The following is a 13,044-nucleotide window of genomic DNA, read 5'->3' as shown; positions in this document are numbered from 1 at the left end:
AGCTGTCCCTATCTGCAGGCAGGCGCAATGGAAGCACTTGATGAGCCTTTGTCATCGAGTGCAGCCCAAGCCCGTGCGGCGCCTGAGCAATTTCAAGGCGCGATGCGTCAGCATCTTGCGCCTTGGCACAAGGACTGCCTCTGGCTGGTGGAGTGGACATGGAATTCGAACGGGCCCCGAACGACCCTGCACACAAGGACATGGCGCCGCTCTTGAAGCTGGCGCTGGAGCTGGGGCCGCTGGCGGTCTTCTTCCTGTTCAACACGCGCGGTGAGCAGATCGCGGCGGCCTTTCCGGCGCTCAGCGTCTTTGGTGCGCCGATCTTTCTGGCGACCGCCGCCTTCATGGTCGCCATTGCCATTTCGCTGGCCGTGTCGCTCTATCTGACGCGCCGCCTGCCCATCATGCCGCTGGTGTCGGGCATCGTGGTCTTTGTGTTCGGGGCGCTGACCCTGTGGCTGCATGATGATCTCTTCATCAAGCTGAAGCCCACGATCATCAACACGCTGTTTGGCGTGATCCTGCTCACCGGCCTTGCCTTCGGCAAATCGCTGCTCGGCTATGTCTTTGACAGCGCCTTCCGCCTGACGGACGAGGGCTGGCGCATTCTCACCCTGCGCTGGGGCATCTTCTTTCTGGCGCTGGCGGTGCTCAACGAAGTCATCTGGCGCAATTTCTCGACGGATTTCTGGGTCAGCTTCAAGGTGTTCGGCATGATGCCGATCACGCTGATCTTCACCATGACCCAGCTGCCGCTGATTCAGCGCCATTCCCTGCCGGAAGAGGGCAGCGGCAAGACGGACGCTTGAGGCCGCTCCATGCGTGACCCGGGCGGGTTATTCCCGCCCGCCAAAACTGACATCCCGCCGGGCGCCCGTGAGGCTTACAGTGAAGCCTGCAATCACGTCGATCAGCGAAATCACCGTGAGGATGAAGAAGACCGAGCTGGCCGCCAGAGGCACGGTGAGAAATTCGACCAGATACACGGCAAAGACCAGCATCGAGAAGATGTGATCCGTCAGGGCTGCGGTGCCGGTGCGGGTTGCCTTGAGAATCTCAAGAAACAGCACCACCAGCCCGCAGAGGATCATCAGGTCGCCCGAGACCAGCGAGAATCTGGCGCCTGATACCAGTTCCACCGTCAGCATCGGCTGGAACCACGGGTCTCCAGCTGCCGTGCCGAAGAAGCCGAAGGCGGTCAGATTGTAGATTGCAAGGGGGATCAGTGTCAGAGGAAGGGACAGGATCCTGGACATGCGCTTCTCCCTGGAGGGCCCGATTCTGCAGTGATGCAGTCTGCCTCATTCCGGCATGATCCGCTGCAACAGAATACGGGCAGAGCGAACAAGCCGATACCTGCAGGACAAGCCGCCCCGCGCACGAAAAAGGCCGGTGTTGCCACCAGCCTTAATCTCGTGATCGCAGTCGCGATCCTCGCCTCAGACGTCGGCCTTCGGCTGCAGGATCTGACGGCCCCGGTACATGCCGGTCTTCAGGTCAACGTGATGCGGGCGGCGAAGTTCGCCCGAATCCTTGTCCTCGACGTAGGTCGGCTGCTTCAGGGCGTCCGCGGAACGGCGAAAACCGCGCTTCATGCGCGAGGTTTTTCTCTTCGGAACGGCCATTTTTTTGTTCTCCGTGGTCCATAGTCAGCGCGGCCCGGACCGGGATTGCCCGGGGCGTGGCATCACGCAGCGTGTAAGAATGGGCGGGGTTATACAGGCAACTGAAGCCTTTTGCCAGTCCATAACGGAATTTTTCTTCACCGCCTCATCTGCTGGCCAGAACGCAGCCGAAAATATTGCCCGCAGAGGCGGCGCGGCGCTGATTCGTGCTGGCCAGCCGGGCATGCCCCCGTCCGGGCCGGGCAGGATTGCGCAGGACCGGATTGGGCAGCGCGGTGGCAAGGCGCGAGGCTTCTGCGGGGGTCAGATCGGCGGCGGACTTGCCGAACCAGGCCTGCGCGGCAGCTTCTGCGCCGAAAATGCCTTCGCCCCATTCGGCGACGTTGAGATAAAGCTCCATGATCCGGCGCTTGGTCAGGATCTGGTCGATCATCAGCGCCGTGGGCAGTTCCAGCCCTTTTCGGATGAAGCTGCGGTCTCCCCACAGAAACAGGTTCTTGGCCAGCTGCATGGTGATGGTGGACGCCCCGCGCGCTTCCTCGCCGGCATTCAGCCGCTGGATCTGGCCCTCCAGCGCGTCCCAGTCCACGCCCTCATGTTCGCAGAACCTTGCGTCTTCGGACGTGATGACGGCCCTGACCAGATGAGGGGAAATCTTCTCCAGAGGCCGCCACTGCCGGTCCACCCAGAGCCCTTGTGCGTAACGGCCGATCATCAGCGTGCTGACGGGGGGCACAATGGAATAGATGACGGTCAGTACGGGCGGTGCAAGCACCAGCACCAGCAGCACCCAGAGAAGGATGCGCGTTATCTTCAGGCTGCGTCTTGTCCGGTTGCGCGGCATACTGGCAGTCTCTTCCGGTCCGGGTGTTTCCGGTCCACCGGGGGGGCTGGTCGTGCTGCCTGGCAAGCCATCTTCCTGGGCCAAAGGGACGCTGCTCCTCACCTCTGCGGCGGGTGCATGCCGCCTCGTGCCTTTCTGCCGTTTCTACATGTGGTTGGGTCCTGCGTCAAAGCCGGGCGGAAGATGTGCAAGCCGTCTTGACGGCGGAGCGGTTTCGGGTGACGAGGGCATCCGGTTGGAGCCTTGCGTGAAGGGCAGATGCAATGACGTGGCTTGAGGACAGCCTGCGCGGGATGGCGCAGCAGATGGATGCGGTTCTGGGCAAGGCGCTGTCGGACGGGCCAAGGCCGGGCGAGGTTCTGCGGCCTGAACGCCTGCTGGCTGCCATGCGCCATGGTTCGCTCAATGGCGGCAAGCGGCTGCGCCCGCTTTTGCTGGCTGAAGCTGCCGCTGCCTTCGGCCGCAGGGACGATGGAGTCCTGCTGGCGGCTGCAGCGCTGGAATGCGTCCATTGCTATTCACTGGTCCATGATGACCTTCCGGCGATGGATGATGATGATCTGCGCCGGGGGCAGCCGACCGTTCACAAGGCTTTTGACGAGGCAACGGCCATTCTGGCGGGGGATGCACTGCTGACGCTGGCCTTTGACCTGATCGCCGAGCCTGAGGTGCATCACGATCCTGCGGTGCGGCTGCAGCTGTCGCAGGAACTGGCGCGCGCGTCCGGTCTTGGCGGCATGGCCGGCGGGCAGATGCTGGATCTGGCGGCAGAGCACCGGCAGCTCTCCGAGGACGAGATTCGCACCTTGCAGGCCATGAAGACCGGCGCGCTGCTGCGCTATGCCTGCCGTGCCGGTGCCATCCTGGCAGGGGCCGCGGGGGATGATGTGGTGCGCATGACCCGGTTTGGGGAGATCATCGGCCTTGCCTTCCAGCTGGCAGATGATCTTCTGGATCTGGTAGCGTCGCCGGAAGTCATGGGCAAGGCGACGGGCAAGGATGCGCAGGCGGGCAAGGCAACACTGGTCAGCCTCTATGGCCCCGAGCGTACCCGAGCCATTCTCACAGGCCTTGTGGCCGAGGCGGAGCAACTGGTGGCGGGAGCCGGTGAGGGCGGCAAGCGTCTGGCGGATGTCGCAGCTTTCGTGGCCTTCCGCGACCGCTGAGGCGCCTGCAGCCTAGCCCGCGATCGTGGCCTTGTGCTCTGGTGATGACGCCGTGCGCGCCGGGCCTGCGGCATCGGATGGCAAGTTCATCGTCTTCACGAAATCCTTCAGCATCGCATTGGGGATTTCCACGTCCGCCATCGGCTTGCCGAACAGGTAGCCCTGCAGATTGTCGATCGCCAGATCCTTGACGGCGCGGGCATGGAACACGGTCTCGATGCCTTCGATCGTCACTTGCATTTTCAGGGCGCGGCCAAGCGCGACAATGGCCTTGAGGATCTGCTGGATGGTCTCGCCCGAATGGGAGTAGGCCTCCATGAAACTGCGGTCGATCTTCAGCTTGTCGAAGGGGAAGCGCCACAGATAGCTGAGGCTGGAATAGCCGGTGCCGAAATCGTCCATGACGATGGTGACGCCAAGTGCCTTCAGTTCGGTCAGCTGCTGCAGAATCGCGTCCGTATCCTTCAGCAGGATGCCCTCGGTGATTTCCAGCTCAAGCCGCTCCGGGGCAAGTCCGCTTGCTGTCAGCGCAGCCTGAACCTGGCTGGGCAGGCTGCCGGTGGCAAACTGGGAGGGCGACAGGTTTACAGCGGCCGAAATCCCGTCCGGCCAGCCTGCCGCCGTTTCACAGGCCTTGTTCAACACCCATTCTCCCGTTTCCGGCAGGAGGCCAAGCTCTTCGGCCACGGGAATGAAAAGCTCTGGTGACACTGGGGTGCCAGCCTCGCTGGTCAGCCGCAGCAGCGCTTCAAATCCGCAGATGCGGCCTCTGGGCAGGCTCATGATGGGCTGGAACTGAAGGCTGAACAGGTTCTTTTGCAGGGCACTGCGCACAAGTCCCTCCAGATCCCTGCGGCCAACGAGTTCCTCTTCCATCGTTTCGCGGAAAATGCCGAAGCCCCGCTGGCCCGTGGTCTTTATGAATTGCAGGGCCATGCCTGCCTTGATCATCAGGTCATGGGCTTGCCGGGCGTGGAGGGGGGCAAGACTGCAACCGATGCTGACCGAGATGCGTATCTCCCGCCCTTCCAGCGCATAGGGTTCGGACAGCCGCTCTGCCAGGCGGTGGCCAAAGGCCTCGGCCTGTTCTGGCCGCGTTATACCGCATTGGGCGATGACGAGTTCATCACCACCCAGCCGGGCAAGGATGTCGCAAGGCCGGACCTGATCGCGCAGGCGCAGGGCGGCGAGACGGATCAGCTTGTCGGCCCCCTCTTCGCCTAGATCGTCATTGATGCGCTTGAAGCGGTCTATGTCCAGATGATGCAGGGCAATGGCCTCGTCTGGGCCAAGCCTGGCCAGTGCCGCATCCAGTTTCATCTGAAAAGCGCTTCTGTTCAGCAGTCCTGTCAGGCCATCGTGGCTGGCCAGAAACTCCGCCCGCTCCTCGGAGGCATTGCGCGAGCGGACGGCCTCGTTCAGCCAGAAATAACCGATGGCAAAAGCGATGCCGAGCACGCTGGCAAGAATGATACTTGCGACCAAAAGGTCCTGACGAAAGCTGCCCGCGAGAGCCGTTTCGTCGATTCGTGTCTCCAGAATGCCCACCGGCCGGCCTTGGTGCTGCAGGACCATCGCCGTAACGGCGACAACGGAAACCGTGCCGTTTTCCTTGACAGTCTTGATCTGCGTGTAGGGCGTGCCAGCGTTACCTGCATGGATGCGGCCTTCCTGACCGGAAGCAGGGAGCACCTGACCGCCTGTCAGAACCAGGACAGGCTCTCCGTCCCGCGTTGCAAGTGTAACATGGCTGGACCGGCCAAGAGATTGAATGAGCTGAAGAACTGCGGCGTCGGATTCCCCGGGGAATGAGCCGCCAATGATGGCCTCAAGCTGCGGCAGCCGTTTTTGCAGGGCACTTGCCAGTCCGGTTGTCTCAATCTGCGCATCATGCCGGATCCAATGGTCCACGGCCGTGCTCATGATTGACGTGGTCAATGTCACGAAAATGATCGCGACAAGAATGGAACCGCCAATCAGACGAAGATCCGCTGTCCGCTTCAGTTTCTTCATTCCTGCCCCCGATTACCCCAGGGTGAGGTTAGGAGTGGACTTCCTAATTTTCTCTATCCCGGGATGGGCGAAAGTTGCAGGGAGTGTGTGCTTGTATCTGAAATTGCGCAAATATTAACGGCCAGTTAACCTTTGGATTGGTACAATTTAAGCTGGTTGCTGAGTAGGGGGCGACCATAGGTCGCTATAGCTTGGGCCAGAGGGCATCATGTCGGTCTCATTTTCACCCGCTCAAAGATCTTTTAACGGCAGTGCAGGTCTTCTCAACCGTCAGCAAGGGGGTGAGGGATCCTCTGTTGCTGCCAATCCTCTCGAGGTAACCAAAGCCAGGCAAGCAGAAGCTTTTGCGGCCGCTGCCGCAAATAAGTCTTCGGGCGGTCCCGAAGAGGCCCAGGACGCTGTCGTCAAGCAGCTCAGCGAAGCAAAGCAGGTGGGTGACACCCTCAAGAACTCTGCCTCCCAGTCTGACAATAACAAGCGCGCCGATAAGATTGCCCAGATCGAACAGAAGATCGAATCGCTCAAGCAGCGGCTCAAGTTTGCGACACCTGCCCAGGCACGCGCGCTGATCCGTGAGCTGAAGGAACTGGGCAAGGAGTTCAAGGAAGCGGCCAAGTCGCTTTCCGGCAGTGGGGGTGGTGTGTCTGCTGCCGTGGCCGGTGCTGCCGCACTGCAGGTGGCTTCAGGAACCGCTGTGGCAGGAGCTTCGGCAGCAGAGGGTTCTGCAACCGCAGGCACTCAGCCGACCGGTACGGCTGCTCCCCTCGCGGCGCAGGGCACGGAAAGTGCTGCCGGTTCTGTTTATCAGACCCAGACTGCAGAAAGCGGCGCTAACGAACCTCAGACGGCGCAAGCTCAGCCGGCTTCCTCCGGGGAGACGGCTGGCAAAGATGAACAAGCTGGTTCACAGGCCGCGGCAACGCAGGAAGCCTTGTCTGAAACGGATAAGGCAAGCGGCGCTGCCGGGGAAGACGCGGGCGCTGAGGACGAGCGGGCCGGGCAGGCGCTTGCACTGCAGACCAGCATGCGAGAGGCAATTGCCGGATATACCGCAGCCAAACCTTCCGGGCAGGAGAAGGCAGAGCGCAAGCAGGCGGCAGAACAGGCCGCTGCCAGCGCGGCCATCAAGGCTGGCCATCATGACAAGCTGAGCAAGCTGAAGAAGGAAATCGACGTCATCGCCAAGCAGATCGAGGCGCTGGCTGACAAGGATGATCCGGAACAGCGCCGCGAGCTGGAAAAAGCCAAGCGTGAGCTTGCGGAGGGCCAGAAGGCGCTGGATGGCTATGTGCTCGAGCGGTTGCGTGGTTCTGAGCAGGTCTCCGGTGCTGACGATGCGGATGAAGACGCTGAAGCTGGTACAGGGGACGTTATGCCCGAAGCCGGAGCTGCAGATGTGGCCGCATCTGGAACGCAGGTGGCGTCTGGACCGGTGAATTCCCAGTCTGTACCGGTTACCTCTTCAATTTCGAGTGACGCCAGCCTGCCCGTCATGGCACTATCTGTCCCGCTTACTTTCAATCTGCGTACGGACGTGACCGTTTGAACTTGTGATCTGCTTCGGCTGGGGCCGCTAAACCGCATATCAATTGCCGGCAGGCCGGTGTTGCGAGGAGATGCGTGCCGGTTTGGAAAGGAGAAATTGCCATGCTGTCACCGCTTGCTGCCTCTCCTAGCCCATTGGCCACTCAGACCCAGCGTGCGCAGACACAGTCCAAGCCGCAAACCCGGCCTCAGTCCACGACGATCATGGAGCAAAGGAGCGGGACGTCCAGCAATGTGGCGCAGGGCCGTCTCGACAAGCAGGACGCAAAGCTTCTGTCGATTGCCCGGGACGGCGTTCTTGGCGAGTTTTCGGAAGATTTTCTTGAGGATGTCGAAGGCTTGCTGCAGCTGGGCAATTCGCTGGAAGATGCGGTTGCCAAGGCCAAGGATGATCAGCGTGCCGACAAGATTGCCCGCATCGAGCAGCGCATCGAAGCCCTCAAGGAGCGGCTGAAGTTTGCCAGCCCCGCGCAGGCCAAGGCTCTGATCCGCGAGTTGAAGCAGCTGGGCCAGGATTTCAAGCTGGCTGCCCAGTCCCTGTCCGATGGCGGCAGCAAAGCGGCTGCCGGGCAGTCAGCGGCCGGTTCCTCGATCACTCTCTCCGCGTCATCCTCGAGCGCTTCCCTCTCGGATGCATCCGCGTCGGCCGTGCTGGCCGAAGGTGAGGTGGCAATCGAGACGGCCAATGCCTTGCTGGGTCTGCCGGCCGGGTCTGATCCCACGGCGGATAAGGCGTCTTCTGCGGCCTCAGCTTCCGGCGGAGCAAACCCACAGGCGTCTGGGGCAGAGGAAACCGGAGAGGGGGCGGAATCCACTTCTGCACGGCTGCTTCTGGAAGTGCGCGAGGCCATCGCCACCTACAACAGCACGCAGGTGACCGTGAAGGCCTATGGCAGCGCCTATGACGGCAGCGCCCGCAAGCAGGCCGATTACGACAAGCTGCGCGAACTGGAAAAGCAGATCGATCTTCTTGCTGAGCAGATCGGGGCTCTTGCAGACAAGGATGACGAGGAGCAGCGCAAGGAGCTGGAGGCGGCAAAGCGGGAGATGGATGAGGGCCGTGAAGCGCTGAACGAGTTCCGCACGGACCAGCTTGAGGCTCAGGGCATGCCGGGCGTCGAGGGCAGCGCCGGGGGCGTCGCCAATCTCTTCACAGGGCTCAATGGGTCTCAAGGCGCGGAAACCGGCGTACCGGCAGGCACGTCCGGTGTTTCCGTGTCCATCAATCAGACGGCCATCAGCTTTTCCTCCACATCCGTCAGCCTTGTGCTGCAGACGGATGTGACTGTCTGAGGAAAATTATTCGCCTGCGCCGGGGGCTGCAGCCTGACGGCCAAAGTCCGGAGCAGGGGTTTCCTGACCGGCCTCGATGATCGAGCGGCGGATGCCGCGCGTGCGGGTAAACAGGTCGAACAGGGCCTGCCCGTCGCCCCAGCGGATCGCACGCTGCAGGGCGGACAGATCCTCCGAAAACCGCGACAGCATTTCAAGGATCGCATCCTTGTTGTGCAGGCACACGTCGCGCCACATGGTGGGGTCAGATGCAGCCAGACGGGTGAAGTCGCGGAAGCCGGAAGCGGAATACTTGATCACTTCCGACTTGGTGACCGTCTGGAGATCATCGGCTGTGCCGACGATGTTATAGGCGATGATATGCGGCAGGTGCGACACGATGGCGAGCACCAGGTCGTGGTGCTGCGGGTCCATGGTGTCGACGTTGGAGCCGCAGGCGGTCCAGAAGGCGGCAAGCCTTTCAATCGCCCCTGCATCGGTGTCCGGCACGGGGGTGAGGATGCACCAGCGGTTCTGGAACAGCGCGGCAAAGCCTGCATCCGGGCCGGAATGTTCGGTACCCGCAATCGGGTGGCCGGGGATGAAATGCACCCCTTCGGGAACATGCGGAGCCATCTGCGACACGACCGAGCCCTTGGTGGAGCCCACGTCCGTCAGAATCGCGCCCGGCTTCAGATGCGGCGCGATGGTTTTCGCCACTTCTTCCGAAGCGCCGACCGGCACGCTGACGATCACCAGATCCGCATCCTTCACCGCGTCCGCTGCCGAGAGGCAGTATCGGTCCCCAAGCCCCAGCTCTTCCGCACGGGCCAGCGTCGGCGCCGAGCGGGTCGAGATGGTGATGGTCTCCGCCAGGCCCTTTTCGCGGATGACGCGGGCGAGGGAGGAGCCGATGAGGCCGATGCCGATCAGGGCAACGCGCTGAAAATGGGGATCTGACATGTCTCGTCTGGTGTCTTCAAATGGGTTTGGCCCGGCTGCCGCTTGGGCAGGGCCGGGCCATCAGGGGCTTGGCGCCTTTAGCGCGCCATGAAACCTGCAAGAGCCGCAACCACCGCCTTGTTGGCTTCTTCGGTGCCGATGGACAGGCGCAGTGCGTCCGGCAGGCCGTAATTGGCGACCATCCGCAGGATCAGGCCATGCTCCGACAGATAGTCATCAGCATCGGCGGCGCGCTTGCCATCCTCATCCGGGAAGTGGATGAGCAGGAAGTTGCCGACGCTGGGCGTGGTCTTGAGGCCGAGCTTCTCGATCTCTGCCGCCGTCCAGGCCATCCAGGTCTCGTTGTGGGCAACGGCTGTCTCGACAAAGGCACGGTCGCGGATCGCGGCAATGCCGGCCGCCATCGCCGGTCCCGAGACGTTGAACGGCCCGCGGATGCGGTTCATGGCGTCAATCATCTCCGCCGGGCCAAAGCACCAGCCGAGGCGCAGGTTGGCCAGGCCATAGATCTTGGAGAAGGTGCGCGTCATGATGACATTGTTCGAGGTCGCCACCAGCTCGATGCCGCTCTCGTAGTCATTGCGCCGCACATACTCCGCATAGGCCGCGTCCAGCACCAGCACCACATGGGAAGGCAGGCCCGCATGCAGGCGGCGCACTTCGTCAAAGGGAATGTAGGTGCCGGTCGGATTGTTCGGGTTGGCGAGGAAGACCATCTTGGTCTTTTCCGTCACGCGGGCAAGGATCGCGTCCACATCCGTGGTCAGGTTCTTTTCCGGCGCGACAACGGGCGTTGCACCGGCAGCGCGGATGGCAATCGGATAGACGAGGAAGCCGAACTCGGAATAGATCGCCTCATCGCCGGGTGCCAGATAGGTGTTGGCGATGAGCGTCAGGATCTCATCCGACCCGGCGCCGCAGATGATGCGCTCCGGATTGATGCCCACCACCTCGCCGATGGCGTCCCGCAGGGCCGTGGACGCACCGTCCGGATAAAGCTCCAGCTTGGAGGCCACTTCGGCATAGGCCTTCTTGGCTGCGTCGCTGGCGCCCAGCGGAGATTCGTTCGAGGACAGCTTGTGCACCTTGCCGGTGCCCGAGGCCTTGGACTTGCCGGGCACGTAAGGGGCGATGTCGAGAATGCCTGCGCGCGGTTGGGGGCGGGATTTCGTGGCGCTGTCCATGGAAGTGTCTCTGTCTCTCGTGTGTTTGGCCGCTGTCTTCAAAAAGGGCTGATGGGCAGGATATCAGTCTGCGTCTTCGCTGAAATCGTCAAGCTCGTCCGGCTCACCCTCATCGATGTCGATGGGAGCGGCATAGCCGCCGACGAAGCGCAGCACGTCCGGCTCGGCTCCGGCCTCGCGGCAGAGCGTCAGAACCTCGTCTTCGCTGCTGTCACCGGAGGCAGCGAGCAGGGCGTCAACGCCGTCGGCATGGCGGAAGAAGCTCAGGATTTCAAGACCCGTATCCATCAGGCTGCCGGGCAGAACGCCGCGCCAGCGGGCATCGTAGACCGCCGTGTCTGGCGTGCCGGAGCCCGGAATGGGGCGGCTGATGACCATCGAAGCCAGATCTGCCGGGCGCTCCTCGGCTACGAAGAAGGGCAGGCGGGCGATGATCTGCGCTCCGTCCTGTCCAAGCCCGCGCCACCAGGGCAGTTCGGCCCGCTCGGTCAGGGCGATGACGCCAAGATCGGAATGGGAAGCAGCCACCGTGCCGACCACATCGGCCGGATCGCCTGCTGTTTCCATTTCCACGGCAAAGCCGAAGTAGAAGCGCGCGGCATCGCGCATGGCGGCAATGTCGGCGGATCCGTCCAGATGCACCTGGAACTCGCCCTGAAGGCGGGTGCAGGCGGTGATGATCTCGCGCCACAGATGTTCGGCGCTGGTCAGCGGCAGGCTGCCTTCGTGGCGCTCAACCATGCGGCGCATCATGTCGGCTTCCCGGTCCGGGCGGAACATCACGCCGTCAGCGCCGCTGGCGCGCTTGGCCGCAACGATGCCGTCTATGACACGCACCCGCTCCATCAGCAGGCGGTGCAGCTCGGCGTCGAGCACGTCGATGCGCTGGCGCAGGCTGTCGAGAGCGGTGCCTTGGGTCTGATCACTGGCCATGGGCGGGAAATGCCTTCCTGAAACATGCGACGCATTTGGCGATAGTCATAGGCAGCAAGCGGGCGGAAAGCAAAAGAAAACGTTGACACCACGGCCTTGCGAACCCTAGCTAACAACCCCTTGAAGATGGTGGCGCGTTGTTGCCGCAGTGAGGCTTTTGCCGCCCGGCCGGGCAGGTCACTCTCGGAAAAAGGGCGCGTGAGAACGGCCAGAAAAACGGCCAGTGAAAACGGGATGATGCGTCCGGCATGACCGATACACCTCAGACTTCGATCCCGCAGGACGGCGCAGCTGCCGGTGCTGCTGCCGTTTCCGCAAGCCTTGCCGAATTGGAAAAGGCACAGCGCCGGGAAATCGACACGCCCAGCAGCCAGTGCCTGCGTTTCGGGCCGGATCAGGCGCTGCCGCTGGATGCGGGCGGCACGCTCGCCAACTGGCAGATCGCCTATGAGACTTACGGCACGCTCAATGCGGACCGCAGCAACGCCATTCTCATCTGTCACGCGCTGACCGGCGACCAGTATGTCGCCTCGCGCAATCCGGTGACGGGTAAGCCCGGCTGGTGGACAATGCTGGTGGGCCCCGGCAAGCCGGTGGATACGGACCGCTTCTTCGTCATCTGCGCCAATGTGCTGGGTGGCTGCATGGGTACGACGGGCCCGGCCTCCACCAATCCGGAAACGGGCCAGCCCTATGCGCTGACCATGCCGGTGGTGACCATCCGCGACATGGTGCGCGCGCAAGCCCGGCTGGTGGATCATCTGGGCATCGAAACCCTGTTTGCCGTGGTGGGCGGCTCCATGGGCGGCATGCAGGTGCTGCAATGGGCGGCGCTGTTCCCGGAGCGGGTCTTCTCCGCCGTTCCGATTGCCACCGGCGCCCGCCATTCCTCGCAGAACATTGCCTTCCACGAGGTGGGCCGTCAGGCTGTGATGGCCGATCCCGACTGGCGCGGCGGCAGTTATCTTGCCGATGGCACCCGCCCCAGCAAGGGGCTGGCGGTGGCCCGCATGGCTGCGCATATCACCTACATGTCCGATATGTCCCTGCATCAGAAATTCGGCCGCAACCTTCAGGACCGGGAAGCGCTGACCTTCGGCTTCGATGCCGACTTCCAGATCGAAAGCTACCTGCGCCATCAGGGCATGACCTTTGTCGACCGGTTCGATGCCAATTCCTATCTGTATGTGACAAGGGCGATGGACTATTTCGATCTGGCAGCGGAGCATGACGGGGTCCTGAGCAAGGCCTTCCTGCACACGCCGACGCGCTTCTGCGTCATGTCCTTCACTTCGGACTGGCTGTTCCCGACATCGGAAAGCAAGGCGGTGGTGCGGGCGCTGAATGCTGCGGCGGCCAACGTCTCCTTCGTGGAGATCGACAGCGACCGCGGCCACGATGCCTTCCTGCTGGATGAGCCGGAAATGTTCCGCACTGTGCGCGGCTTCCTCACGGGGGCAGCAGCCGCACGTGGCATCGCCGGACCGGGAGGGGCGTAA

Annotated in this window: 12 protein-coding genes; 5 read left to right on the top strand and 7 right to left on the bottom strand. The window is 62.6% G+C overall.

The genetic code is table 11. The features are described from left to right. Window positions 1-158 precede the first annotated feature (158 nt). On the top strand, window positions 159-809 hold the full coding sequence (locus V6L75_RS14180; protein ID WP_334252138.1) for a septation protein A: 651 nt from the start codon (window positions 159-161) through the stop codon (window positions 807-809). Between the two features lie 27 nt (window positions 810-836). Here the strand turns inward: V6L75_RS14180 and V6L75_RS14175 are convergent, their stop codons facing one another. The 3 genes from V6L75_RS14175 to mtgA all read right to left on the bottom strand — a co-directional run bounded on the left by V6L75_RS14175 (window position 837) and on the right by mtgA (window position 2,469). Next, entirely contained in the window at window positions 837-1,256 is a 420-nt protein-coding gene (locus V6L75_RS14175) for a hypothetical protein (protein WP_334252137.1), read from the bottom strand. A 183-nt stretch (window positions 1,257-1,439) separates the two neighbouring features. Continuing rightward, window positions 1,440-1,625, bottom strand: coding sequence for a 50S ribosomal protein L32 (gene rpmF / locus V6L75_RS14170; RefSeq protein ID WP_026355869.1), 186 nt, complete (start codon window positions 1,623-1,625; stop codon window positions 1,440-1,442). Between the two features lie 145 nt (window positions 1,626-1,770). After that, window positions 1,771-2,469, bottom strand: coding sequence for a monofunctional biosynthetic peptidoglycan transglycosylase (gene mtgA, locus V6L75_RS14165; protein ID WP_334252136.1), 699 nt, complete (start codon window positions 2,467-2,469; stop codon window positions 1,771-1,773). A 263-nt stretch (window positions 2,470-2,732) separates the two neighbouring features. On the opposite strand from mtgA, the gene V6L75_RS14160 reads away from it, so the two are divergent. Continuing rightward, on the top strand, window positions 2,733-3,635 hold the full coding sequence (locus V6L75_RS14160; RefSeq protein WP_334252135.1) for a polyprenyl synthetase family protein: 903 nt from the start codon (window positions 2,733-2,735) through the stop codon (window positions 3,633-3,635). A 12-nt stretch (window positions 3,636-3,647) separates the two neighbouring features. Here V6L75_RS14160 and V6L75_RS14155 read toward each other — a convergent pair whose 3' ends face one another. Next, window positions 3,648-5,648, bottom strand: a complete 2,001-nt coding sequence (locus V6L75_RS14155) for a putative bifunctional diguanylate cyclase/phosphodiesterase (RefSeq protein WP_334252134.1) — start codon at window positions 5,646-5,648, stop codon at window positions 3,648-3,650. Window positions 5,649-6,078: 430 nt separating this feature from the next. Between V6L75_RS14155 and V6L75_RS14150 the strand changes: the two genes are divergently transcribed. Together V6L75_RS14150 and V6L75_RS14145 are read left to right on the top strand one after the other, a co-directional pair. Further along, window positions 6,079-7,194 (top strand): hypothetical protein, encoded by a 1,116-nt coding sequence (locus V6L75_RS14150; RefSeq protein WP_334252133.1) that lies wholly within the window; start codon window positions 6,079-6,081, stop codon window positions 7,192-7,194. Window positions 7,195-7,295: 101 nt separating this feature from the next. Continuing rightward, window positions 7,296-8,486, top strand: coding sequence for a hypothetical protein (locus tag V6L75_RS14145; RefSeq protein ID WP_334252132.1), 1,191 nt, complete (start codon window positions 7,296-7,298; stop codon window positions 8,484-8,486). 6 nt (window positions 8,487-8,492) lie between these two features. On the opposite strand, the gene V6L75_RS14140 is transcribed toward V6L75_RS14145, so the two are convergent. From V6L75_RS14140 to pheA, 3 genes are all read right to left on the bottom strand, one after another. Next, a complete protein-coding gene (locus tag V6L75_RS14140; protein WP_334252131.1) occupies window positions 8,493-9,428 on the bottom strand; it encodes a prephenate/arogenate dehydrogenase family protein in 936 nt (311 codons plus the stop codon). A gap of 77 nt (window positions 9,429-9,505) precedes the next feature. Continuing rightward, a complete protein-coding gene (hisC, locus tag V6L75_RS14135) occupies window positions 9,506-10,612 on the bottom strand; it encodes a histidinol-phosphate transaminase (RefSeq protein WP_334252130.1) in 1,107 nt (368 codons plus the stop codon). Window positions 10,613-10,675: 63 nt separating this feature from the next. Continuing rightward, window positions 10,676-11,545: a chorismate mutase gene (gene pheA / locus V6L75_RS14130; RefSeq protein WP_334252129.1), complete on the bottom strand. Its 870-nt coding sequence runs from the start codon at window positions 11,543-11,545 to the stop codon at window positions 10,676-10,678. Window positions 11,546-11,793: 248 nt separating this feature from the next. Here pheA and metX point away from each other — a divergent pair, with 248 nt between their 5' ends. Next, window positions 11,794-13,044 (top strand): homoserine O-acetyltransferase MetX, encoded by a 1,251-nt coding sequence (gene metX, locus V6L75_RS14125; protein WP_334252128.1) that lies wholly within the window; start codon window positions 11,794-11,796, stop codon window positions 13,042-13,044.

The organism is Pannonibacter anstelovis (assembly GCF_036881715.1).
Classification (GTDB): Bacteria; Pseudomonadota; Alphaproteobacteria; order Rhizobiales; family Stappiaceae; genus Pannonibacter; species Pannonibacter anstelovis.
The sequence above is the reverse complement of the archived record's forward strand: the minus strand, read 5'-3'. Positions and strand labels throughout refer to the sequence as shown.